This is a genomic window from Nostoc sp., from assembly GCF_036919675.1.
Taxonomy (GTDB): Bacteria; Cyanobacteriota; Cyanobacteriia; order Cyanobacteriales; family Nostocaceae; genus Nostoc.
The window spans coordinates 17,042-41,176 of record NZ_JBALCP010000065.1 but is presented as its reverse complement, the minus strand read 5'-3'; the positions used below and the strand labels follow the sequence as shown (position 1 = coordinate 41,176).

Annotated in this window: 26 protein-coding genes; 17 read left to right on the top strand and 9 right to left on the bottom strand. The window is 42.8% G+C overall.

Annotated elements, in window-relative coordinates; all coding sequences use genetic code 11:
- The first annotated feature begins 81 nt into the window (after positions 1-81).
- The 5 genes from V7K49_RS14205 (at position 82) to V7K49_RS14185 (ending at position 5,493) form a co-directional block, all read left to right on the top strand.
- Positions 82-1,551, top strand: coding sequence for an aminotransferase class I/II-fold pyridoxal phosphate-dependent enzyme (locus V7K49_RS14205; protein ID WP_335206091.1), 1,470 nt, complete (start codon positions 82-84; stop codon positions 1,549-1,551).
- Positions 1,552-1,754: 203 nt separating this feature from the next.
- Positions 1,755-2,738 carry a choice-of-anchor A family protein gene (locus tag V7K49_RS14200; RefSeq protein ID WP_335206090.1) on the top strand — a complete coding sequence of 328 codons (984 nt, stop codon included), beginning with the start codon at positions 1,755-1,757 and terminating at the stop codon, positions 2,736-2,738.
- 128 nt (positions 2,739-2,866) lie between these two features.
- A complete protein-coding gene (locus V7K49_RS14195; RefSeq protein ID WP_335206089.1) occupies positions 2,867-3,886 on the top strand; it encodes an ABC transporter ATP-binding protein in 1,020 nt (339 codons plus the stop codon).
- 287 nt (positions 3,887-4,173) lie between these two features.
- Entirely contained in the window at positions 4,174-5,061 is an 888-nt protein-coding gene (locus V7K49_RS14190) for an ABC transporter permease (RefSeq protein WP_335206088.1), read from the top strand.
- A 33-nt stretch (positions 5,062-5,094) separates the two neighbouring features.
- A complete protein-coding gene (locus V7K49_RS14185) occupies positions 5,095-5,493 on the top strand; it encodes a hypothetical protein (protein ID WP_334871868.1) in 399 nt (132 codons plus the stop codon).
- Positions 5,494-5,570: 77 nt separating this feature from the next.
- Here the strand turns inward: V7K49_RS14185 and V7K49_RS14180 are convergent, their stop codons facing one another.
- The gene (locus V7K49_RS14180; RefSeq protein ID WP_334871869.1) at positions 5,571-6,008 is read right to left on the bottom strand and encodes a peroxiredoxin; all 438 of its coding nucleotides are present in this window, start codon (positions 6,006-6,008) and stop codon (positions 5,571-5,573) included.
- A gap of 194 nt (positions 6,009-6,202) precedes the next feature.
- On the opposite strand from V7K49_RS14180, the gene V7K49_RS14175 reads away from it, so the two are divergent.
- The 8 genes from V7K49_RS14175 (at position 6,203) to V7K49_RS14140 (ending at position 10,576) form a co-directional block, all read left to right on the top strand.
- Complete coding sequence (locus V7K49_RS14175) at positions 6,203-6,607, top strand: Npun_F0494 family protein (protein ID WP_334871871.1); 405 nt, start codon at positions 6,203-6,205, stop codon at positions 6,605-6,607.
- A 265-nt stretch (positions 6,608-6,872) separates the two neighbouring features.
- Complete coding sequence (gene cobQ / locus V7K49_RS14170; protein ID WP_334871872.1) at positions 6,873-8,351, top strand: cobyric acid synthase CobQ; 1,479 nt, start codon at positions 6,873-6,875, stop codon at positions 8,349-8,351.
- A 130-nt stretch (positions 8,352-8,481) separates the two neighbouring features.
- Entirely contained in the window at positions 8,482-8,718 is a 237-nt protein-coding gene (locus V7K49_RS14165; protein ID WP_335206087.1) for a 2Fe-2S iron-sulfur cluster-binding protein, read from the top strand.
- A gap of 112 nt (positions 8,719-8,830) precedes the next feature.
- Complete coding sequence (locus tag V7K49_RS14160) at positions 8,831-9,133, top strand: type II toxin-antitoxin system RelE/ParE family toxin (RefSeq protein WP_335206086.1); 303 nt, start codon at positions 8,831-8,833, stop codon at positions 9,131-9,133.
- An 11-nt stretch (positions 9,134-9,144) separates the two neighbouring features.
- Positions 9,145-9,456 carry a HigA family addiction module antitoxin gene (locus V7K49_RS14155; protein ID WP_335206085.1) on the top strand — a complete coding sequence of 104 codons (312 nt, stop codon included), beginning with the start codon at positions 9,145-9,147 and terminating at the stop codon, positions 9,454-9,456.
- 89 nt (positions 9,457-9,545) lie between these two features.
- The gene (locus V7K49_RS14150; protein ID WP_334971950.1) at positions 9,546-9,758 is read left to right on the top strand and encodes a type II toxin-antitoxin system HicA family toxin; all 213 of its coding nucleotides are present in this window, start codon (positions 9,546-9,548) and stop codon (positions 9,756-9,758) included.
- The gene (locus tag V7K49_RS14145; RefSeq protein ID WP_335206084.1) at positions 9,751-9,969 is read left to right on the top strand and encodes a type II toxin-antitoxin system HicB family antitoxin; all 219 of its coding nucleotides are present in this window, start codon (positions 9,751-9,753) and stop codon (positions 9,967-9,969) included. The genes V7K49_RS14150 and V7K49_RS14145 overlap by 8 nt, the downstream gene beginning before the upstream one ends.
- Before the next feature lie 274 nt (positions 9,970-10,243).
- Entirely contained in the window at positions 10,244-10,576 is a 333-nt protein-coding gene (locus V7K49_RS14140) for a hypothetical protein (protein ID WP_335206083.1), read from the top strand.
- Positions 10,577-10,933: 357 nt separating this feature from the next.
- Here V7K49_RS14140 and V7K49_RS14135 read toward each other — a convergent pair whose 3' ends face one another.
- The 4 genes from V7K49_RS14135 to V7K49_RS14120 form a co-directional block, all read right to left on the bottom strand.
- Positions 10,934-11,377: an SRPBCC family protein gene (locus V7K49_RS14135; protein ID WP_273768257.1), complete on the bottom strand. Its 444-nt coding sequence runs from the start codon at positions 11,375-11,377 to the stop codon at positions 10,934-10,936.
- Positions 11,378-11,410: 33 nt separating this feature from the next.
- The gene (gene zds, locus V7K49_RS14130) at positions 11,411-12,847 is read right to left on the bottom strand and encodes a 9,9'-di-cis-zeta-carotene desaturase (RefSeq protein WP_335206081.1); all 1,437 of its coding nucleotides are present in this window, start codon (positions 12,845-12,847) and stop codon (positions 11,411-11,413) included.
- Positions 12,848-13,122: 275 nt separating this feature from the next.
- Complete coding sequence (locus tag V7K49_RS14125) at positions 13,123-13,299, bottom strand: CopG family transcriptional regulator (RefSeq protein WP_273768255.1); 177 nt, start codon at positions 13,297-13,299, stop codon at positions 13,123-13,125.
- 1,892 nt (positions 13,300-15,191) lie between these two features.
- A complete protein-coding gene (locus V7K49_RS14120; RefSeq protein WP_335206080.1) occupies positions 15,192-16,838 on the bottom strand; it encodes a DUF6930 domain-containing protein in 1,647 nt (548 codons plus the stop codon).
- A 327-nt stretch (positions 16,839-17,165) separates the two neighbouring features.
- Between V7K49_RS14120 and V7K49_RS14115 the strand changes: the two genes are divergently transcribed.
- The 3 genes from V7K49_RS14115 (at position 17,166) to V7K49_RS14105 (ending at position 18,458) form a co-directional block, all read left to right on the top strand.
- Positions 17,166-17,522: an iron-sulfur cluster assembly accessory protein gene (locus V7K49_RS14115; RefSeq protein WP_334871879.1), complete on the top strand. Its 357-nt coding sequence runs from the start codon at positions 17,166-17,168 to the stop codon at positions 17,520-17,522.
- 129 nt (positions 17,523-17,651) lie between these two features.
- On the top strand, positions 17,652-18,074 hold the full coding sequence (locus V7K49_RS14110; protein WP_335206079.1) for a tetratricopeptide repeat protein: 423 nt from the start codon (positions 17,652-17,654) through the stop codon (positions 18,072-18,074).
- A 138-nt stretch (positions 18,075-18,212) separates the two neighbouring features.
- Positions 18,213-18,458 carry a hypothetical protein gene (locus V7K49_RS14105; RefSeq protein WP_335206077.1) on the top strand — a complete coding sequence of 82 codons (246 nt, stop codon included), beginning with the start codon at positions 18,213-18,215 and terminating at the stop codon, positions 18,456-18,458.
- A gap of 216 nt (positions 18,459-18,674) precedes the next feature.
- Here V7K49_RS14105 and thyD read toward each other — a convergent pair whose 3' ends face one another.
- Positions 18,675-19,595, bottom strand: coding sequence for a thylakoid membrane protein ThyD (gene thyD, locus V7K49_RS14100; protein WP_335206076.1), 921 nt, complete (start codon positions 19,593-19,595; stop codon positions 18,675-18,677).
- A gap of 195 nt (positions 19,596-19,790) precedes the next feature.
- On the opposite strand from thyD, the gene V7K49_RS14095 reads away from it, so the two are divergent.
- Positions 19,791-20,138, top strand: coding sequence for a hypothetical protein (locus V7K49_RS14095; RefSeq protein WP_335068841.1), 348 nt, complete (start codon positions 19,791-19,793; stop codon positions 20,136-20,138).
- A gap of 77 nt (positions 20,139-20,215) precedes the next feature.
- Here V7K49_RS14095 and V7K49_RS14090 read toward each other — a convergent pair whose 3' ends face one another.
- The 3 genes from V7K49_RS14090 to V7K49_RS14080 all read right to left on the bottom strand — a co-directional run bounded on the left by V7K49_RS14090 (position 20,216) and on the right by V7K49_RS14080 (position 23,720).
- Positions 20,216-20,713 carry an FHA domain-containing protein gene (locus tag V7K49_RS14090; RefSeq protein WP_298921362.1) on the bottom strand — a complete coding sequence of 166 codons (498 nt, stop codon included), beginning with the start codon at positions 20,711-20,713 and terminating at the stop codon, positions 20,216-20,218.
- Positions 20,714-20,939: 226 nt separating this feature from the next.
- A complete protein-coding gene (locus V7K49_RS14085; RefSeq protein ID WP_335206075.1) occupies positions 20,940-23,405 on the bottom strand; it encodes a heavy metal translocating P-type ATPase in 2,466 nt (821 codons plus the stop codon).
- A gap of 135 nt (positions 23,406-23,540) precedes the next feature.
- Positions 23,541-23,720, bottom strand: coding sequence for a hypothetical protein (locus V7K49_RS14080; RefSeq protein ID WP_335068845.1), 180 nt, complete (start codon positions 23,718-23,720; stop codon positions 23,541-23,543).
- Positions 23,721-24,135: the final 415 nt, after the last annotated feature.

Here is a 24,135-nt window from a genome sequence, read left to right as displayed (position 1 = left end):
CTCTGCGCCTCTGTGGTTCGTTATTCCGTAATTCTTGCGTAAGTCCTAAAATTTTATCATTGACAGTTCGTTTTTTCAAAAATGCTTAATCAAAACCAAACGCCCTTATTAGACGCCTTAAAAGCCAATGCAGCAAGACCTCATGCGCCTTTTTACACCCCAGGACATAAACAAGGTAAGGGAATTTCTCAACCCTTGGTTGATTTATTTGGCAAAGCTGTCTTTCGCGCCGATTTAACCGAATTAGCAGATTTAGATAATCTCTTTGCACCCCAAGGTGTTATTCAAGAAGCACAACAACTAGCGGCTGAGACATTTGGCGCTTCGCAAACATGGTTTCTTGTCAATGGTTCTACTTGTGGGATTGAAGCGGCAATTCTCGCTACCTGTGGCACAGGTGATAAAATCATTCTGCCTCGCAATGTACATTCTTCTGCGATCGCTGGTTTAATTCTCTCCGGTGCAATACCAATTTTTCTCAATCCTGAGTATGATCCAGTTTTAGATATTGCCCACAGCATCACGCCCAATGCTGTACAATTTGCACTCCAACAACATCCAGACGCCAAAGCAGTGTTGACAGTTTACCCAACATATTACGGCGTTTGCGGAGATTTGAATGCGATCGCCAATATTACCCATCAATACAATATCCCTCTACTTGTAGATGAAGCACACGGTGCCCACTTTGCCTTTCATCCAGAATTACCCACTCCAGCCTTAGCCGCAGGTGCCGATTTAACTGTACAATCCATCCACAAAGTACTCGGTGCGATGACACAGGCATCGATGCTGCACGTTCAAGGTAATAGGATAGATTGCGATCGTATCAGTAAAGCTTTGCAACTCCTCCAGTCTTCCAGTCCTAGTTATTTACTTTTAGCTTCTTTAGATGCAGCACGTCAGCAAATGGCACTCTACGGAAAAATGCTGATGTCTCGCACTTTGCAACTTGCTGATGAAGCTAGAACAAAAATCAGTCAAATTCCTGGATTATCTATCTTAGAGATTCCTAGCCCTGCTTATAAAGGGGGATTTGTGGCTTTAGATAAAACGCGACTAACTATCACTGTTTCTGGTTTAGGCTTAACCGGATTTGAGGCAGATGAAATTCTCGATGAAAAATTTGCTGTCACTGCTGAATTCGCCTCACTGCAACACCTTACTTTAATCATTAGTTTGGGCAACACCCCAGCCGATATTGAGCAATTAGTGCAAGGTTTTACCACTATTGCCAAAGAATATCGCCGAACCAACTTGACCCTTAAAAGCCATCTTTGGCAGGATTTTGTTAGTACACTAAGTCCGGCATTACATTTCTCTCCCCGTGAAGCTTTTTTTGCTGTCAGTGAAATACTACCTTTGATACAGACAAGCGATCGCATCTGTGCAGAAATCATCTGTCCCTATCCTCCAGGAATTCCTGTGTTAATGCCGGGAGAAATAATCACTAAACTTGTCCTTGATTACCTACAACAAATCCAGGCAATGGGGGGATTTATCAGTGGTTCTGCTGATACTAGCCTCAAAACTTTGAAAGTTGTGAAATAACGTCCTAACTCATAATTACTGAGTTGTTGTTGATAAAAAATTAATTGATATAGTCAACAGTAAATGTGCGGCTAAATGGCTAATTAAGGTAAAAATATACACTAATTACACTCAGGATAAAAATTCAATGAAAATAGCTAGCAGACTAATGCCATCTTTAATTTATACCCATAGGATGATGTTGATAAATCATAAATCAGAACATGAAATTAAAAACTTATTATATTTGGGGAGTAGTAGCAGCTCCAATTTTAGTCACACTAGCGCTGGGTTTCTCGGCAAGAGCGAATGCAGTTGAGTTAGGCGCTGCCTCTGATTACAATGTATTTGTCTTAGGAGATATCTCTCAACAATATACAGATATTGAAGGAAAACTTGCTGCTGGCGGTAACGTGAATTTTGTCGGCGGACTTGGAAGCAAACTTTCTGGCAATAGCGGCAACGTAGTAGTAGCTGGACAAAACTTAACTCTGAGCAACGGTCAAGTCTACCACGGTAATGCTGTCTACGGAGGTACCGCCAATGTGGCCAGTAATGTGGGATTTCCACAGGGAACTCTCAGCAAGGGTAAACCCATCGACTTCAATGAAGCAGGGAAAGAATTGCGAGGGCTATCTCAATATTTGGCAACCTTAACTCCTACTGGTAAAACAACAGTTCAATCTTGGGGTGGTATTAACCTTAGTGGCAGTGGTACTGCCTTCAATGTTTTTAATCTTGCAGGATCATCTGTCTCCAAGGCAAACTCTTTTGGAATCAGTGGGGATGCAAATTCGACTGTTGTAGTCAATATCAGCGGTAAGGATGTGTCGCTGCAAAACTTTGGGTTCAATATCGCTGGCACAGATAAACAAAAGGTAATCTACAACTTCTATGAAGCGACAAACATAACTGCTAGTGGGATTAGCATACTAGGTAGTATTCTTGCTCCTTTGGCTAATTTCAATTTCAATAATGGTCAAGTTAACGGCAACGTGGTGGTAGCTTCTTTGACAGGAAATGGGGAGTCTCACAACTATCTGTTTAATGGCGATCTGCCGGATGTCCCAACTAAGTACTACACTCCGCCTAAGCCTCCCACCTCTACTCAGGTTCCAGAGCCGGCAAATCTTCTAGGTTTAGGATTATTTGCTGTAGTATTTGGTTTATTTCGCCACAAACGCAATCAAGTAACTTGCCCAGAATAATCATAAATTTTTGGCAGCATGGCGCGAACTTGTTTACAGATTTTCGCTCATGCGCTCTTTCCTTGCTCCCTACCTTCTACAATAAAGATAGACTTTATTGAGATTTGTATAGTTGGGGAAAAGCTGTCATGGCTCCCGCCGTTTTAATTCAAAATCTGCAAAAACGTTACGGTACAGTGGTTGCCGTCCAAGATGTTTCCTTTCAGGTAGAATCAGGAGAAATCTTTGGTTTACTTGGCCCCAACGGTGCTGGGAAAACTACTACCTTGCGTGCTTTGTGTACACTCACCACACCGGATGCTGGTAAAATCGAAGTATCTGGCATCTCTGTGTTAGATAATCCAAGAGTGGCAAGACAACGACTAGGCTATGTTGCTCAGGAAGTTGCTATAGATAAGGTGCTGACTGGAAAAGAACTGCTGCAATTGCAAGCAGCACTTTATCACCTTCCAGGCGCGATCGCCAAACAGCGCATTGAGATGGTATTAGATTTACTCGGTTTGCAAGAATACGCTAATAAAAAAACAGGAACCTACTCTGGCGGTTTACGCAAGCGCCTAGACTTGGCTGCTGGATTGCTCCATGCACCCGATGTTTTGGTGTTGGATGAGCCAACTGTGGGACTTGACATAGAAACTCGTTTTGTGGTGTGGGATTTTCTCCGAAAATTACGCGCCTCTGGGACAACGGTAGTAATTACCAGCCATTATCTAGAAGAGATTGATGCCCTAGCCGATCGCGTAGCAATTATAGATCGGGGCGTTGTGATAGCCGGTGGGACACCTTCACAATTAAAAGATCAAGTCGGGGGCGATCGCATCACCTTGCGAATCCGCGAGTTTTCCCCCATTCAGGAAGCCGAAAAAGCTAAAAACCTGCTGCAACCTTTGCCATTTGTGCAAGAAGTGATCATCAACAGCGCTCAAGGTAATTCCCTCAACTTGGTGGTGACACCTCAGAATGATGTTCTGATTAACATCCAGCAAGCGCTGAATACCGCAGGCTTGCCCATATTTGGCATTGCCCAATCTCGCCCCAGCCTCGATGACGTTTACCTCGCCGCTACAGGACGCACACTGATGGATGCAGAACTCGCAGCAGTTGCCACCCGCGATCCCAAGGCCGAGAAAAAGCAGAATATGAGATAGGGCATGGGGAATGGGGGAGCCACTGCGGTCTTCTCCCAAGGGGAGACGCCAAGGGCGATAGCGAAGCGGTAGCGAGTCATCGAGCGTCTGGGGTCTCCCCAAGTTGAGCAAGTGGCGTCATTGGGCATTGGACAAAACAGTTCCTCTTTTCCGAGTAAAAAAGTGAGATTCCCCACTGGGCGCTCAAAACTCCCCATTCCCTAAAATCCAAAATCGTTCGACTGAGCGACTTGTACTGAGCAAAGTCGAAGTAAGCCGAAGTCCAAAATCCAAAATCCAAAATTGCTATGAGTGTTACTCCTAAATCTGATATAAATTGGCAGCCGCTAGCATCGCCGCAAGTTGACGCTAATGCTGCACCTAACTTTTTCGGTGAATTGGTACAAGAGACGTTGGCTTTAACTCGTCGCTTGTTTATTCAGTTGCAACGCCGTCCCTCCACATTGGTTGCCGGAATTATTCAGCCAATAATGTGGTTATTGCTATTTGGTGCTTTATTCCAAAATGCTCCCAAAGGTATATTTGGCAATACAACAAATTATGGTCAATTTTTGGCTGCCGGCATAATTGTGTTTACAGCCTTTGCTGGGGCGCTGAATGCTGGTTTACCCGTAATGTTTGACCGCGAGTTCGGCTTTTTGAATCGTTTACTGGTAGCACCATTAGCATCGCGGTTTTCCATTGTCTTTGCTTCGGCAATCTTTATCATCAGCCAAAGTTTGCTGCAAGCAGCGGTGATTGTAGCGGCGGCAGCGTTTTTGGGCGCTGGACTACCAGATATAACTGGTTTAAGTGCGATCGCTCTAATTGTTTTCCTCTTAGCTTTGGGCGTGACAGCCATTTCCCTCGGCTTGGCTTTCGCCCTACCCGGACACATTGAACTGATTGCAGTGATTTTTGTCACTAACCTACCATTATTGTTTGCTAGTACTGCTTTGGCTCCTCTATCCTTCATGCCTCAGTGGTTGCAGGTTGTGGCTACTCTCAATCCTCTAAGTTATGCGATCGAACCAATTCGCTATCTTTATCTCCACAGTAGTTGGGGACTAGGTAGTGTAGTCATGCAGGCTCCTTGGGGCGATGTTACCTTTGGGGGAGCGTTGCTGGTGTTGTTTGGCTTTGCCGTAGTCGCCTTAGTGAGTATTCAGCCCCAACTGCGTCGGACTCTTGCTTAAGATAAAATAGAGAAATTTTAGGGTAAAAACCCCATGAAAAAACCATTTTTACAAATTCCTAGACTGTTTGTGGCTACTGTGGCAGGGATTAGCTTTGCTTCCTTGCTGATGGCTCAACCAAGTTCGGCTCAAATCAGCAGCCCAACTGATGCTTTTCCCAGTACTACTACAACAGACCAAAATACCGATCCTTTCTCCCGTTCAAACTCAGACAATTTCAACATGTTTGACCTGATTCATCGGGCAAATTTTGGGACTCTCAATTGGGATTCTAACCAACAGAACGAACAACTAAACTCAGCCGCAGCAGCTTTCAAAGCAAGGCAACAAAGACTAATTCGAGGTCAACAACAGCAAGCAACTCCCACTGTGCCAGCGGTTACACAACCAGTGGTTATACCACGAACAATTACACCACCATCAGGTAACTGAATTCAAATAAAGAACCCCAAGCTTTTAAAGCTTGGGGATAAGACTATTTAAAAAATCCTTAGTTATCAGGTAAAAAACTACAGCCCAAGTGCAGCTAAAATATCGCTAGCATGGTTGGTGGTATTTACATTAGCGTCAACATGGGTAATTTTGCCGCTGGGGTCAATTACGTAAGTGACGCGCTTGGCATAACCGCCGCCATCCACATCAAAAGCTTTGATAAGGGATTTGTCGGTGTCAGCCAGTAAGGGAAAATTCAAATTATATTTTTGGGTGAATGCCTGATGGGAGACTTCATCATCAGCACTGACTCCCAAGATTACAACATCTTTGCCTTGATATTGAGACTGGGCATCCCGAAAACTACAGGCTTGTTTGGTGCAGCCTGGCGTGTCATCTTTGGGGTAAAAATATAAAACGACCGTCTTGCCGGCGAAATCAGATGACGAGACTGTGTTGCCGTTTGTATCTTTGGCGGTAAATGCAGGTGCATCCGTACCAACTGCTAGAGGCATAATTAACCTTTCCTGTTTCAGATTGTTGATGCACTTGAAATTTTACATTAATTTATAATGATTAAATATAATTACTAAAAAATAGCATAACTATACTTGAGGTAACTAATTTTGGTTAAATCAGGTAGCTGATACAAGAAAAAATATATTATGAAATTAATCTTTCTTAGAAGAAAAATTTCTCCCCATACACAATGCCTGCTGTTGATTCCCAAAACCCAAATATTTTTGTCTATCCTCGAAGCACAGTAGAAAGAGCCGAGCGATCGCTAGTCTGTTCACCCTTTAATCTATCTTTATTTGAAGTGATGGCACACCAGAGCGTGTCAGTAACTGCGATCGCTCTAGAAAATGGACTCAAGCAGGGTTATACTAAGCGCCCTTTGTCAGAATTAGCATGTGATAACGCCTTGGGCTGGCTGATCCAAGTGGGTGTATTGCGGCGAGAAGTCGATGGTCAGGGGATTACAGATAGTTTTCGCCTGACTCCTTTGGGTCGCCAGTTAGTAGAACAATACCAGGGAAAAAATTGGCGGACTCCTTCATGGGGCGATCGTTTATCCGATGCTGTGATTCGTTGGTTACGGATACCCTTTTAGAATAAAAAACCAAAGAGTTAGGATTAGGGAATCAAAGGGAACAATATATACGGAAACATCACACCGATTCATGAAGTCTTTACCATAATCATCTAATTGAAATTTGTGATCGGGCTGGTAGGGAGTAAAAAAGCGAGACAGGGAGAGGAAGAGACGCTCTGACGCCAAGAAATTATCAAATTCTCTCTCCGTGTCCGCATTTCCCCATGTCTTCTTCCCTCCTAAAATTTAGCCCTGTATCTTAAAAAACTAAGTGATAGCAATTATGAAATCAATTATGGTGGTGGGGACAACATCCCATGCAGGGAAATCACTTTTAACTACAGCTATTTGTCGCATTCTGTCGCGGCGTGGCTGGCGGGTGACTCCTTTTAAAGGTCAAAATATGGCTTTAAATGCTTATGTCACTGCTAGTGGTGGAGAAATTGGCTATGCCCAAGCAGTACAAGCTTGGGCGGCGGGAGTTGTGCCTTGGGTAGAAATGAACCCAATTTTACTCAAACCTCAAGGGGATATGACTTCCCAAGTAATTATCAAAGGTAGGTCTGTGGGTAAAGTGAATGCCTCAGATTACTACGAGCAATATTTTGACCTGGGGTGGCGGACAATTGAAGAATCGCTACAGCATTTAGGAACAGAATTTGACTTGGTGGTTTGTGAAGGTGCCGGTAGCCCAGCAGAGATTAACCTTAAGCACCGAGACTTAACTAATATGCGGGTAGCAAAATATTTGAATGCGCCAACCATGTTAGTAGTTGATATTGATCGAGGTGGTGCTTTTGCCCATGTAGTAGGAACCCTAGAGTTATTGGAACCGGATGAACGCGCCTTAATTAAGGGTGTAGTAATTAACAAGTTTCGAGGACAGCGATCGCTCCTAGATCCGGGGATAAAATGGTTAGAAGAACGTACAGGTATCCCCGTTATCGGTGTTATACCCTACTTACAAGAAGTGTTTCCAGCAGAAGACTCTCTTGATTTGCTAGAACGTGAATCGCATAAAACCCAAACTGACCTCAACATTGCCGTCATCCGCTTACCCAGAATTGCCAACTTCACCGACTTTGACCCCCTGGAATCAGAAAGCACAGTTTCAGTAAAATACCTCAGTCCTAAGCAAGATTTAGGACATCCTGATGCCGTAATTCTCCCAGGAACAAAGACCACAATTGCTGATTTGCTACTGCTGCAAAAAAGCGGTATGGCAGAGGCTATCCAACACTATGCCGCCTCTGGAGGAACGGTTTTAGGTATCTGCGGCGGCTATCAAATGCTCGGTCAAATCATTGCTGATCCAGAAGGGATAGAGGGACAAGCTGGGAGGTATCAGGGGTTAAATCTTTTACCAATCAGAACTGTAATTACAGGACAAAAAATCGCCCGCCAGCGCCAAGTTAGCTCGAATTATCCGCAACAGGGCTTGCCAGTCAATGGCTTTGAAATTCACCAAGGGCGATCGCGCATTGAACAGCAAGGGATAGATCCCCAATCCTACCATGCCCTATTTGACGATATTAATTTAGGGTTAGTGGATAGTTGTCAATCGGTGTGGGGAAGTTACCTCCACGGGCTTTTTGACAATGGCCCTTGGCGACGGGCTTGGTTAAATCGGCTGCGTCAACAACGGGGTTTAAAATCTTTGCCCACCGGTGTTGCTAACTATCGGGAACAGAGAGAGCAGATTTTGGATTCTTTAGCCACTGAAGTAGAAAGCCATTTAGACTTAAGTCTGTTTTTGTCTTAAGCTAAAGTGCATACAAATCGCACATTTTTTCGTTAAAACTGTCATTGGTCATTAGTCATTTGTCTTTACAAAGGACTAATGACCAATGACAACCTTTATGAGTCAATACTAAATTAAATGCGTAACATTGATGATTGTTTGTGTTCACTTTTTACCAGATGATGTCACAGTAGATGCTGAAGTGGGAGAAGCCCTCTTAGATGTAGCAGACCGGGCTGGGGTATTTATTCCCACCGGTTGTCTCATGGGGTCTTGTCACGCTTGTACCGTCGAATTGGAGGATGGAGAGATCATCCGCGCTTGTCTCACCGCAGTACCGCCACGCGAGGAATTGACGATTAATTTGTTTAGCGATCCAACTTGGTAATGTCGCCCCTGCTATTGAGAAGGACTAATATACTATGCGGATATTAATTGTGCTATCGTAAATAGAGTAAATTATGAGTTACGTAACGCATAATATCTACCATTAGTAATTTATGTCTCCGTCAGACAAATATCCCAAATTTAAAGATAAAAGGACGGAGCGGTTTGCTTTAGGTGAGAGGGTAAAAGAGTTTCAGGCTTTTATAGTTCAAGCATATAAACGACTTGATATATTAGAAGCCGCTACTAACAAAGAATCTCTTATGAAACTACCGAGCAACCATTTTGAATCTTTAGAGGGTGATCGAAAAGGTCAATATAGCATTCGGATAAATAAGCAATGGCGAATTTGTTTCAATTGGGCAGATGAAGAATCTACACCTTTTAACATTGAAATTACAGACTATCATCCTTAAAGGAGAACAAGATGGCACGACCACCCATACATCCTGGAAAAATTCTTGCTGATGAGCTTCATGAATTGCAAATGAGCGCAAGTGAGTTAGCACGTATCCTTCATGTACCAACAAACCGTATTACTGAAATAATTAATGGTGAACGGGCAATTACTGCCGACACAGCATTACGATTAGGGCAATGGTTTGGTACTGGTGCCGAGTTGTGGATGAATTTACAAAAAAATTATGAGCTTAGACTAGCTGAACAAAAAATGGGTGAAGAAATTCAGGCAACTATTTCTCCCCGGATATTACCTGAGTTAAAACAAGTCAAGGCATAAAAAAATCGGAGATTCGATTTTTTGGATAGATACCAAAAAACTTTGACACATTGTTTTTACAGTGCTAATCGCATTTTTTCAGAAAATTAATGCCAAAGAAAATCCGGGAACTGAAGCAAATGCTTTCCCAAGCAGGTTTTACAGAACTCCCAGGAAAAGGCAGTCACACTAACTGGGTGCATCCCTTCTATAGTGGAAAAATCACGGTTTCAGGCAAAGATGGAGCAGATGCTAAACGCTACCAAGAGAAAGAAGTAAAACAGGCAATTGAGGAAGTAGAAGGGAAAAAAGAAGATGAATAAACTTAAGTACCAAATGCTTATCCAATGGTCTGAGGAAGATGATTGCTTCTTAGTAGGATTCCCTGATTTTCCAGGACAACGCTGGCGGACTCATGGGGATACTTACGAGTTGGCTGTGGCAAATGGAATTGAAGCCTTAGAGTCTCTAATTATTGCTTACGAAGCTGTAGGTGATCCACTTCCAGAACCAACAGTAAGTAGGGTGCGTTAACGCAATTTACTAGGTGGTAACTAAATATTGCACAATTTGCGCGATCGCAGGTTTTTTTAGTCTAAATAGTATTTTTATGTATTATTACTGATTCTTTTTCCCTAAATAGGTTGTAAATTCACTTGTTAGTGTATGCCTGAACTATAAAATTGCGCGATCACACTTGCTAATTCTCACTAGCCTAATAAAATTGCCAAAACCATTGATTATCTTTGATGGTTAGGGGTAAGTGAAGAGCTACAGTACACCTATAAAATTATTTGGACAATTTATCATGAGTCAACAACAGAAATTACAGAGGTTGGATCATACAAAGAAGCTAGTGAATAATTATAGTTTCCAGGTTGGCGAAACTATCAAAGGAGAAATAGTGTTTATCGAGAGAATTCCTCCCGTGTCTCCAGGAATGCCTGATAAATTTGTACAAAGCAATCCTGAACTTCCGTTTGAGGGAAGAGTTCATAAAGTTAATGATAAAGGTGAGATTGTCTCAGCTACTTTGTTAACAGAAATTAATCCTCCTTCAAATGATCCGATGGCTTACAAAAAAGGTGATATCGTTAGCCTGCATAATATGAAATCTTACTCGGTTTACCTAGTGGAATAGTCAAATTTAAAAGTGAAGTAATTCTTAGCTATTAGAGGATGTTTGAAAAGTCCTGTTGTCGGTATCAAAAGTTCTAGATCCTCCTAAATCCCCCTTAAAAAGGGGGACTTTGATTCTGGTTTCCCCCTTTTTAAGGGGGGGGTAGGGGGGATCTAAAAGTGCCTAAAGTCACAGCGAAACACTTTTCAAACAACCTCTTAAGATTAATGTGCCAAACATTATTTTGTGTATGCTAATAAATTTCTAGATAGTGAACTCGCAATACACCTTCTCCAACCCTTAAAAATCCATATTTCATCTTCAGACAGCAAGAAACTTTTAAAGTTTGTTTCCTACTGCCTGATTTTGCCATATATATCAATTAGCTTTAACATTCAGCGCGTATTCTTTAAACCTTTCCAAATCAGCTTGAATCGTTGATTCAACTATCCGCCCCAAAAATAAGTTATCCATAATTTTGCCAATAAGTCCGGGGATAGCGTAGGAAATGGTCATTTTAACAATGCTACTATTCTGGCGATCGTAAAAGCGAATCGCTCCCTGATTGGGCAAACCATCAATCGATTCCCATTGGATAATTTGGTTGGGAATAACTTTGAGAATTCGGGATTTCCAAGTAAATTCTAAACTGCCCGTCTTTAATTTCCAAAGAGATATATCTGGATTATCTGGCGGAATTTTCACCGAATCAATCCACTTCATCCACCGGGGCATTTGCTCTAAATCAGACCAGAGGCTCCATACTAAATCTATAGGAACTTCTACTTCTACCTGTACAGTATGCTCTAACCAATCTGACATTTTCTCTTCTTCCTTTGCGTCTTTTGCGGTTAGTTATTTCTTCAAACTTTCCAAAATCACTTTTGCCGCCCGCCGTCCAGAAATAGTAGCACCTTCCATGCTGTCGATGTAATCTTGCTGAGTATAACTCCCTGCAAGGAAGAAATTATCTACTGGTGTTTTTTGGTTGGGACGGTACGCATCCATCCCTGGCGCTTCTCGGTAGAGAGACTGAGCAAGTTTTACCACGCTGTACCAAGTCATATTTAGGTCACGTGACGAGGGAAACAGTTCATGCACTTGCTTAAGGACATGCTGCGCGATCGCTTCATTACTTTGGGCAATAAACGGATCTCCGGGTGTCAGCACTAGCTGCAATAATGACCCCTGTCCTGGGCGATAATAATCAGCAGGGCTAGTCAACGCCAAATCGGCAAAACAAGAAAAGTCAGCATCGGCTGTGTACAGTAAATTATCGATTCCAGCCGCATGATTTAGCTGTTTACGTTGCTCTCCATCGTTCAGTTCAGTCACCCAACCATCAAAGCGTAACTGCACTGTAGCCACTGGCACGGCATCCAGTTTGTAAATATTGTCAAATTCTGACCACTTACGCCACTCGTGGGGTAGGATGCGTTGAATTCCTGGAACATCACAGGCAAAAACGTAAGCATCAGCAGTGATAGTTTCTACTGTATCACCTTGGGCAACTACTATACCAGTGACGCGGGTTTGTTCGTCTGATGTAAACTGAATTTCCCGCACTTGCCGACGCGTGTAAACTTTGGTGCCTCTAACTTCCAGATATTCCAGAATGGGCTTGTGCAAATACTCATGGGGAGAACCTTCCAGCATTCGCAGAACTGAGGCTTCAGTTCTGGCTGCAAATAACTGGAATATCGTTAACATACAACGGGCAGACATATTTTCGCAATCAATAAATCCCAATGCGTAAGCGATGGGGTTCCACATGCGCTTGATGCTGCCATTACTCCCACCGTGACTGCGAAACCAATCGGCAAAGCTGATTTTATCTAATTTGCGGATGGTTTTCATCGCCCCGTTAAAGTCTACCAATCCGCGAACTATGGGACTAGTACCCAAAGCGATCGCATTTTGCAATTTATCCTGCAACGATAGTTGAGAAGTAGTGAAAAATGCCTTTAAGCCATTGAAAGGCGCACCTGTAAGGAAACGAAAATCCAAAGCACCAGTGCGCCCCCCTTTGTTAATAAAAGTGTGGGTATGTTCCTTGAGGCGTAAGTTTTCTAACACTCCCACTTTCTTCATCAAGTCAAATAGTTGGTAGTAGCAGCCGAAAAATACATGCAACCCCATTTCTAGATGGTTGCCTTCTGCATCAACCCAACTACCAACTTTACCACCCACAAACGGACGAGACTCGAAAATCTCTACTTCACAACCAGCATCCGCTAGATCTACCGCGGTTGCTAGCCCAGCCAGTCCCGCACCTACGATTGCAACGCGCATTCCGTCGTTCCTTTTCAGTTTCTTTACAGATTGTAACTGGGTTGGTGTCGGAATTTGCTACTTAATATCAACTCCACCACCATATCAAGGCATGGCAATATCGATACTAAAACCTCTTTGATCACTTCTGTTTAATCCCCCTAAATGACCAGACGCGAGAAAAACCGCGTCTGTATCGGCTAGACAAACCTTGTCCATCATGGCAAACTCAAAAAAGTATCATAGCTATTTTTTTGTGGTAAAGCAGTTATCTGGTAAGTCGTAAAAGCATCTTCTTACCTGTTTACATCTTTGTTATCGTCGGAGATCGGCAAACTTCTAATCAGTTCGCGAATCACATCGGTTGCAGGTCTACCTGTTTGTTGACAATATTTATCTAGTTTTTCGGCTTCCTGTGTTGCGAGATTGACTGTAATGCGTTTTACGGCCCATTTTTTATTTGTCATTGTCATGCTGCTATCTGCTGTATCTATTTAGTATTTTTGAAAGAGTCCAAGTAATGAGGGAACCGATAACATTATCAGAGTTTGTCGCCGGAAACAAGTAAGACCATTAATATTAAAAATGTTCGTTTTGTCAAAGTATTCATCATTTTCTAAAAAAATCAAAAAACTACACTTTCTTTGTTACTATTTTGACAGGATAAACAGCATATAGCTGCTTTTGAAGCTGATAATTCCACTAACAGTACAAGTAAAGCCTGACAAAGAAATTTTATAAATGAATTTGAGACATCTACTTTTGACTCAATCAAGATTTACAAAATTATTCTTCATCGAAAGCATTTGACCTTCTTTGTTAACCAAGTTTGCCAAACCTGCTTTGAGAGAACATCTGGTATGACACCAGAAAATAAAGTTGTAGAATCACGATCATGCTGAAATGCTGGCTTACAGGCGGGTTTAAATGGTCTATAGAGGTCGCAAATAATCACTTAAAAGTAAGCAGATAAGCGATCGCTTTAGAACAAACACCCATCTGCACCCATTAATGTAACCAAGAAGTTCAGAGCCACGTGAACGGTTATAAATTTTGGCTCCCCTCGATCAAGCTGATTGCTTTTCCGTGCCAATATAGTAGGCACAAAACAGGGGACAAGACTCAGTTTTCTGAGTGTAAATAGCCAAGTTTTGTGGTAAAATTTGACAGCATTATCTGTAATTTTACACAGATAATAACCTCGAAATAAATATGATGTTATTTGAGTGTTGCTGATAAGAATATTTTAGTTTCATTTCATGCTTTTACACTAACTACCCGTAGATATGCGATAAAATTTTAGATGTTTTTCTCCTCCCTCTAGCTATATAGTTTGTCTTAAACCCAACGATTTTTTTCCAATTCATAGTATTCATCTATCGGCAGATTATACAAATCATTTATCACCGATTATTGCGCTAAAGATTCCATCTTGAGCAGGTTTTTAATATCTAAAAACAAGAAAAAACTACTATCAAAAAATTTCTAAAATTCCATTATTATTTATTAGTAATTATACTTGTAAGAATAATGATATATTTCAATCTTTTTGGGTAGTCTATTTATTATAGCTATGATTTATACGCTTTAAATAAACTTTATTTAGATACTAAATGAAATCAATTTTACACTTTATAAAAAAATTACAAATAAAAATCTATTACCTGAGCTTTTGCTTAATGATATTGATATATAACAAGATCCGAAGCTCAAAAACTTGTTAAAAAAAATATTCTGATATTGAAGTGCGTCGGTTAGGTTTGATTAAACCGGACTTTGTAAATAATTCTCTAGTAATTTGTACTGATTTATACTGGCAAATCTCAAATTAAATTACTGGAAAACTATGAGAATACAGATACTTCATGAAATTTAAGTAAAGTTAACTTTTAATCATTGGTCACCTATTGGCGTTGACATATACATGAATGTGGATAGCAAAGTGCTGCGCTTTGAGAGGTACGCGGATGAATAAGGATGAAAAGTGCTGAGTTGTGAGTAAAGCCGGAGACGTTTCCGTTAGCTCGAGTTAAAAGGCTGCTGTGCAGGGCATGTACTAAAACACTAATTCAGTAATCCTGGAAGAACCTCTCCCCCAACCCCTCGATCTTGGCGTCAGCCTGCCGTTAGGCAAGCAAAGAGAGGATGTTTGGCTCCCCCAACTCTACAAGGGGCTGGGGGGTTAGGTTTTTGATTACTAAATCGATGCTCTAGGTGCAACAGTACTAAGTATTCAGTTTACTGACGACACAGTAATGCCACTTGCTCCTCAGTACTGAGTTTGATCAATATGCAAATGAAATGCACATCAACTTAATTTTTCATAGCCACAATTTGAGATTGAGGATTGCGGCAATTCGTGCAACTATTCAAATTTAAGTTGGGGCATGAGTTGGAGAGTGCCAATACCTAAATCTTTAGGTGAAAGCGATCGCGCTTCAAACAAAGCCATCATATCTCGTAATTGAGGATTGCCACGGGAAGCTCCTGTTAGTCCTTTGGCAATGATTAAGCCACAGTAGCCCAAAGTATTTTTACACCGCTGATTCCATTTTTTCCGGGCTTCTACATGAATAGGATCTTCATCTAAAAATTCACCAAATAGGAATAATTCGCCATTTTGAGTTTGCAATAAACCGAGGTCGTAACGATCGCCATCGAAGGGGTCGGCACCTGGATTAAAGCAAATTGCTGTTAGTCCACCTATTGCTTCAATCCTTTCAATTACAATTTTAGCCTTGGGCCGAGAAGTTTGAATTAAAATCACCGGTAAACCATCACCCACTTGTTTGATTTCACCAGCCTTATGGTAGCTGACCCCCTTTCGCAGGTACTCCAACATTTCCCAGGACACTACACCTAAGCTGAGGAAAGAATCTTCCGGTATCAAGTCATCTTGCAATGATTGGAAAGTGGGGGAACCTTGGTTCCCAATCTCCTGTTCTTCGACATCAAAGCCAGCCATTTCCTCTAATTCTGCTGCTAACTGCGGCATGGTAGAGACTGTAACAGCCGCTGATTTAGTTGATTCTTCCGACTGCGGCAGAGAAATGCGATAGCGACGGCTGAGGGTAGGGAAGGTTTCTCCATGAAGCTGGCGACGGTGATCGCGAATAAAGCGGCTTAGGCTTTCGATCGCAACAAAGATTACAAGTGCTTCTTCCTCATACAAAACAGACCGTAGTCCTTCTAAGGGGTGGATATTACCAAAGGTGGGGTCAATTTCTGATAATGGCAGATCCGCCAAATCACTTTCTTCGTCTTCGTCTTCATCTTCATCGGTTTCGTCAGTACTCTCAAAGGTGAGAAACAGGCAATCTTGCTTGAGGAACGCTTCTTCTAGATGATCCGTTGATTCTTCATCTTTTAAAACTGCGGCGCGAAACTGTTTTAAAGACTCTTCTGAGCGATAAAACAAAATCCCATACTCCATTCCCAGCATTCCCATGACTGAGGCGTAGAGTGTACCAATATCCCACTTATTAATCTCAATTGATAAAATTTGCTGTTCTTCCAAAAATTCCCAAGGTGCTGCTTGCCAAATTGCAAATGCTTTCTCTCGCAAGATTTGTGCATACTGTGGGGGTAAGTCGGGGGTTTGACTATCGAGGATGTCGGCGAACCCGCGAAACAGTTCGTCAATTAAAGGCAGTTCTGGTGCGTAGTCAATGGCAATATCTAAATCTTGCAGCACCCCCCGCAGGTAAAATTGGATCTCGCGGTCTTTGACTACAATTCTTTGGGGTCTGGCAGGTCTTGCCGGACTGTGGGGATGCTCCATTGCTCGCATTAAGGTACGAACTATTGCTTCTGGTCCAACATCTGAAGCTACGACGTCCATTCCTCGAACCACACCTTGGGAGTAATCTACCCAAAGAATGCATTCTCCCTTTTCTTCTGAGTGTGAGTGCTGGTTTGGTGATGACAACGGACGGCGATCGCCCTCCCATACAGAAGGAATTTGAGTTAATTTCTTCAAGCGACGACTGGTAGAGCGATTAAAGCTGGTCATAGAATAAGTTAATCAAAAGAAGCAATTTGGAAGTAAACTTTGGGGGATAGCTAGCCTCGGATTAAATTTTTATGGCTGCACCTGAAAGATAGTTGCTTCTCAGGTTGCCGCAAAACTTGAACTTCAGAAATACCGAATGTATAAATACACTGAATCTCTCAATTCTAGAATAGAAATCTTTGGCTGCTTTTGACGGAGTGTTTACAATTTGGCATCTAACGACATCTAAGCCGCTAGAATGAATACAAAAACACCAAGGCCAACCCACAGGCATTAACAAGCCGATACGGGGTAACGCTTAGACTAATTAAGGAGTTAAAAAAGCAGATGACACAAGCAATTCAGGCTCAACAACGCGGAATTCTGTTGAGCGAAGCCGCATTGCACCAGGTAAAATCCCTCCGGGACAGGCAAGGCACAGACTTGTGCTTACGGGTAGGAGTCCGTCAGGGTGGCTGTTCTGGGATGTCTTACATGATGGACTTTGAAGACACTAGCAAGATCACCCCTCAGGATGAAGTCTTTGACTATGATGGCTTCAAAATTGTCAGCGATCGCAAGAGTCTATTATATCTCTACGGCTTAATGCTCGATTACAGTAATGCCATGATTGGCGGTGGCTTCCAATTTACTAACCCCAATGCCAACCAAACTTGCGGTTGCGGCAAGTCATTTGGGGTTTAGTTAAGACCGGAGCCTGAGACTCCGAAAGCTCCGGTCAATAAGTCCATAGTCAAGAGTAGAGGTTTTTTAACTATTGACTATTGAGCCATGACTAATGACTATTAACTAATGACTATTGATTAATTTACTATGACTCAAACAGTTGAATCCCTGTTTGATACAGGTTTAGAGCGCTATAAAGCAGGAGAAGCAGTAGATTCTTTAATCCCTGTATTTAAAGAAGTGTGCGATCGCGCTCCTAAAAATAGTTCTGCTTGGATTTGTTTAGCGTGGTTATATCTACTCGATAACAAACCCAATTTGGCTTACAAAGCTGCACAGAAGGGAGTCAAGTTAAATCCACAAGACCCACAAGCTAGAGTAAATATCGCCTTAGCAATGCTGGAAACAGGACAAAAAGGTTTACGAGAACACATTGACCTAGCACAACAGCTAATTTTTGTCAACCCAGAATGGCGTGATGAAATAAAAAGCAGTATTGAAGACGGTTTAAGTAGAAAACCAGATTGGCAGAGTTTGATAAAAGTCAAAAATTGGCTGTTGGAGGAATGAGGAATGAGGAGTAAAGACGCGATTAATCGCGTCTTTACAGGAGTTAGGAGTTAAATTCAAGTCGGTAATCCTTACTTGTAATTTACCCGTCACTTAGTTAACAGTCGTAAAATTTGGGGCAATTAGACAAAAGGATAGATGAAAGATAAATTGTTGAATTGGCTAAACATGGTTTTAGTCGCAGATGTTTATTTGGTTTTATTTGGCTTTGTCTGGTTAGCGATCGCCGCGATCGGTGATTCTGTAGGAGTAAACCTGGGTTTGGATTTGTGGCATAAACTGTGGCAACCCGTTTTTAATCCAGCGATCGGCATCCTTATGGGCGGTGCCATTCTCAGCGGTATTATCAGTTGGGTTTCAAGAAAATTTCTCTCTAGTCAATAGTTCAGGGATTGGCCAAACAGGGCATTGGGGAGCCACTGCTTTGCCGGGGTTCCCCCGGTTATTCGCGTTGGCAAAGCCTCCGGTAGAGAAGCGTCTTTGAACAGGAGAAGCAAGTGGCGTCATTGGGCATTGTTAGCTCCCTAACTTCCTTGCTTCTTCCCAGTCCCCAGTACCTAATACCTGATACCCAGTCTCTTTGAACTGTGACTTTTAACTCTATGTAAGAATTTGTGTCAATGCTGATTGTAAATTCGGGTATTTGTACTCAAAGCCTGTTTCTTCGGTGCGCTTGGGTAGAACTTGCTGACCTTCTAAAACTACTATAGCTCCGTCTCCTAAAAGAGCTTCGATCGCAAAAGCAGGAACAGGTAACCAAGAAGGGCGATTCATCACTCGTCCCAAAGTTTGGCTTAAATCTGCCATTCGGACTGGGTTAGGCGCAGTGGCATTATATACACCTTCTATTTCCGGTTTAGTTAAAGCTTGCAGAATCAGGTTAACTAAATCATCTACGTGAATCCAAGAGAACCACTGCCGACCACTGCCAATGGGGCCACCAGCGAAGAGTTTGAAAGGCGGAATCATTTTACCTAAAGCACCACCATTGCCCAGAACAATCCCAAGACGCAGAATTACCAACCGTACACCAGCATCTTTTACCTTTCTCGCTTCTGTTTCCCAGGCTTGGCAGACTTGGGCGAGAAAATCGTTACCAGATAGACTTGTTTCATCAAAGGTTGCGCTTTCACTAGTGCCGTAGTAGCCAATAGCCGAAGCGTTAACTAATACTGTTGGTTTGGGGTTAGCGTTGGCTATTGCTTCAACTAATTTTTGTGTACCTAACTTCCGGCTATTGAGAATTTCTTGTTTGCATTCTGCTGTCCAGCGTCCTTCAGCAATAGGTTCTCCTGCCAAATTAACTATGCCATCACAACTAGCAATGACACTTTGCCAAGAACCAGATGCATTTGGTGTATAGGCAACGATTTCTAGATTGGGGAAAGCCTCTGATGGAAAAACCTTTTCAGCAAAGGCGGTGTTCCGAGCTAATACTACTATTTTATCACCTTTTGCGTGCAGTCGTTGTACTAAACGACTACCAACAAATCCTGTTGCTCCAGTAATTGCGACTTTCATTTTCTACCTCAGCCAAACCTTTATTGTAAAGTTTTTGATCAAACTTTCAGCTTATGGCACTTTTCTTCTCGATAGAACAGATATGACTGTATATCTGGTAATGCCTGATCTCAAAAACTTTGCTTTTGAATGACTTTCCGTTTAGATGCTTCGGTATTATAGGATGGACGGAGTGTTGCAAGGCGTGGGGCTATTATGGCTCGCTATACCTGTTCATTTATTGTTTCTGTTCCTAGTGACCATCTCCAGGCGTTACTTGTAGAACTTCTACAGGACTGTCAGTTGGATATTCAATACCACATGGGCGATTACATTATCGCTCGGGAAGTTCCCGGCAATGTTCCTTTTCCTAAATTGGTCACAGTAGAAGTACTGATTGATAAATCAAAATCTACTGAAACAGAAACCCGGATGAGTATTGTGATTAAAAATGAAGAACTACCACTCCAACTAGATAATTACTGCCGACAAATGTTTGAATTCATCAAGCAGGCGATTGAAAGTAGCCGCCATTGGCATTTGATTGAAAGTCTTGCAGGATAGCTTTAGTGAGTGATTGAATTGACACTCCCACGACTTGAAGCCGTGAGAGTGTCAGACTGTGATTGGTAGTTTAGAATTCAATCTCCCACATCCTCTAAATCCTCGGCCATACCGGGGTTTATTAGTGTAATGTCGTACTCGCTCGAATCGGTTTGTCCCAAACGCTGAGTGTTTTTTAAAAGGTAATAAATGGCACGGACTTGAGGGCCAAAAACGATCTCGTCTTCATTTCTGAGATCGTGGGCTGGTATCTTACGTCCATTAATCATCAAACCGTTGGAACTAGGCTTACCTTTGGCATCGCCATCTACAATTCGGTAATAGTAGCTATGACTATTATGCTCTCGTGGCAATCTCACTAATGTGGCATGGCGGCGGGAGACAAACTGCGACATCAAACGGATATTACATTCGCGGTCTCTACCGATAGAGTAGACGGGTTGCTCCAGAGAAAATTCTTTGCGACCTTGATCGTCTTCAATAATCAGTAGATGGTTTTCATTAGTTTCTGCTGCCATTGACAAATCGGTGGAACTGTAATTAATCAAGATTTGTTTAGTATCGTATCCTGCGATTCTCGCGCACCATAAGTCTGTGGTGCTGATCTAAATAAGCTTTGAAATTGCATAATACCTTGAAAGAGTAGAACATGGCCGTTCTACTCCAGTAGCTATGATAGCTTTGGGAAGTGTCTCAAGAGGCTTTGTGGACTGCGTAAAATCCTGACAGGGCGACTCAGTTTAACTTGAGATGGGAATAACCTAGATTTGTGCTGGGAAATTTTACGTGCAAAAGAGTATTCTACGAGTGATGAGCTAATCGCCGTAATAATATTGAGTTTGTGACGACACTAACAGAGCTAAAAGCCATTAATGCAGCAGCACCAGATGGGTTAAGGACAAAACCCAAACTAGGGAACAAAACACCGGCTGCTAAAGGAATGCCAACTGTATTATATGCAAAAGCCCAGAATAAATTTTGGCGGATTTTGTTGAAAGTGGCACGACTAAGCTGAATAGATTCGACAACATCGTTTAAGCGATCGCGCATTAGGACAATTTCAGCAGTTTCCATCGCCACATCTGTCCCGGAGTGTAAAGCAATTCCTACATCTGCTTGGGATAAAGCTGGAGCATCGTTGATTCCATCTCCTACCATTGCGACAACGGATTTTGGATTTTGGATTTTAGATTTTGGATTTGGAATTCCCCCCCTCTCTCTCTCTTGTCCTTGAAGTGCTTGTATTGCAGCTGCTTTTTTAGCTGGAGGGACACCCGCTATTACATCAGCACTAGCTAATCCTAGTTGTTTGGCTATGGCGCTAGCTGCTTCTGGACGATCGCCACTGAGCAGCATTACCCGTAAGCCCATCTGACGCAACTTGTCTACGGTAGATTGGGCATCTGGTCTAAGGGTATCAGAAACAGCAATTAACCCGGCTAAAGTTCCCCCAACTGCTACGCAAACGACTGTTTTACCATCTGTTGCCAAATCCTGTGCTACCTGTTGTGCAGTTTCGCTAATCGCAATGCCGTGCCAACTCAACCAGTCCCAGTTACCCAATAGTACAACTGTGCCCTCTACCACAGCAGACACTCCCAATCCTGGTTCAGTATGAAAGTCCACAGCCTCTGGAATAGATAACTGTTGCCGCTGTGCTTCTTGCTGAATCGCTTTTGCTAGGGGGTGGTGAGTGCCGCTTTCTACGGCTGCTGCTATTTGGATCAGGGAGTAGGGATTCCCATTGCCCATTTCTGAAATTAACAGACAATCTGTAACGATGGGATTGCCCGTGGTCAGAGTGCCAGTTTTATCAAAGACTACGGTATTTAACTGGTGTACTCTTTCCAAAACATCGCCGCCTTTGATTAACAGACCCCGTTCTGCGCCCATAGCAGTCCCGACAAGAATGGCTGTTGGTGTGGCAAGTCCCAAAGCACAGGGACAGGCGACTACCATAACTGCGATCGCTAGTTTTAAGCTGATTAATAGGGGGGAGTGGGGAGTGGGTACAGACGCGATTAATCGCGTCTGTACGGAGTGGTCAGCGTGGCTGATCATTTCCATACCACCAGACATACTGACATCAGTCCAGATGTGAGTCCCGAAAAAGTACCAAAAGAAAAATGTTAATACAGATGCTGTCAGCACACCGTAGGTAAAATAACCAGCGACTGTATCTGCTAATTTCTGTACTGGAGCTTTCCGAGTTTGGGCGGTTTCTACTAAAGCGACAATTTGAGCTAAAGTTGTATCACTTCCAGTCCGGGTTGCTTGAATAGCGATCGCTCCTGACTGGTTTAGCGTCCCTCCTGTCACCATATCTCCTGGTTGCTTGATCGCTGGCACGGCTTCCCCAGTCAGCATTGACTCATCGACCGTTGTTTGACCAACCACCACTTCACCATCGACAGGGATTTTATCACCTGGCAGCACTTGTAACCATTCACCAACCCGCACCTGTTCAGCAGGAATCTCTACACTAGAAGATCCTCCTCCTTTCTCTGGGTTGGCAATCAATCGCGCTAAGAGTGGCTGGAGTGCTAATAATTTCCTAAATGCGGCAGCAGCGCGACCTCTAGCTTGTTGCTCTAATGTCCTTCCCAAAAGAATAAAGCCCAGCATCATTACTGGTTCGTCAAAGAAGCACTCCCAACCCATTTGGGGAAAGAGCAGCGCTACTAAACTAGCAATGTAGGCTGTCAGCGTTCCTAATCCCACCAAGGTGTTCATGTTAGGCGCATTTCGCCGCCAGCCTAGCCAGCCATCTACTAAAATCGAGCGACCAGGAATTAATAGCGCTACTGTCGCCAGTCCACAATGAAACCAGATGTTATTTAGCACTGGCAGCACTGAGCTACCAAGATTACCAAAATGTCCGCTTCCCGACAATAACAGCAACATCGCAGCGATCGCCAACTGCCTAACAGAAGAGCGCATTTCTCGGCGTTGTCGTTCTGCGGGGTCTGGTAAGGTAGATATCTCGCCTGCTACTGTGCCCCTAGCTTTTCGGGGTTGAGTCGGGAATCCAACGGCTGTTAATCGCTGTGCTAGTGCATCTGCATCTACCGCACCAGTTTCTGACTCTACAACTGCTACCTCTGTGGCCAGGTTCACACAGGCACTCTTGACTCCTGGATGTTGGGTTAGCTGTCGCTCTACTGCGTTCACACACCCAGCACACTTCATGCCCCCAACATCGAGAATAATTTTCTCTAGGATTGGGTCAAATTCTGGGGCTAGCTTAGTTTTCGGGACAAGTTGCATGGCAAGTGTTTAGATTCGCTACAGAAATTCAACGCCTGACTAAAAGCGTCTCTAATTTGAGCGTAGGCGAAATATGGAACTACGACTGTATGTCAACCCTATTAAATTTATTAATTTCTCGTATCTCGCTGAGGGTCAATAACGGCTCCAGCGGAGATAAGTCACATAGATAATAGCTACCATCTGCATTGGCATGAGGACAATCAGGCTTTTCCAAAAATTGTGAATTTCCAAATTAGACATGGCGCTGAAATAGCCAAAGCCCAACAAAAAGAAGAGTATCCAGATCAGCTGTTTACGTTTGACAGTTAGCATAGCAGTAGGATTCGGAATTTTTTAGCCAAAATATCTATTTATACCTATAAATCTGTACAGAATACACAATAACTTTAATTAATAGTTACTCAAGAAAGAAGTTTACCCAAGGGAGAGTTAATAAAATAAAGATACATTTCTCTAGTCTGTAATAGGTTATACAAACGGAGAATATAGTAGGTCGTGATGTAATGTCCGACTAATTAGTTGTCATTGCATTGGCGCAGCCTTCCGGTAGGGTATGAAGTGTTCGCGGTAGCGTCTTGTAGAGTTGCAATCTCCGAACCGCAAGCGAATTGCAACTCTACAAGACGGACTCGCGTTCGTTCCACTTCGTTACACTCGCAATGACATATCGTAAGTGATTAGGTGGACATGATATGAATACCTAAGGCTCCTAACAAGATAGTGCAGA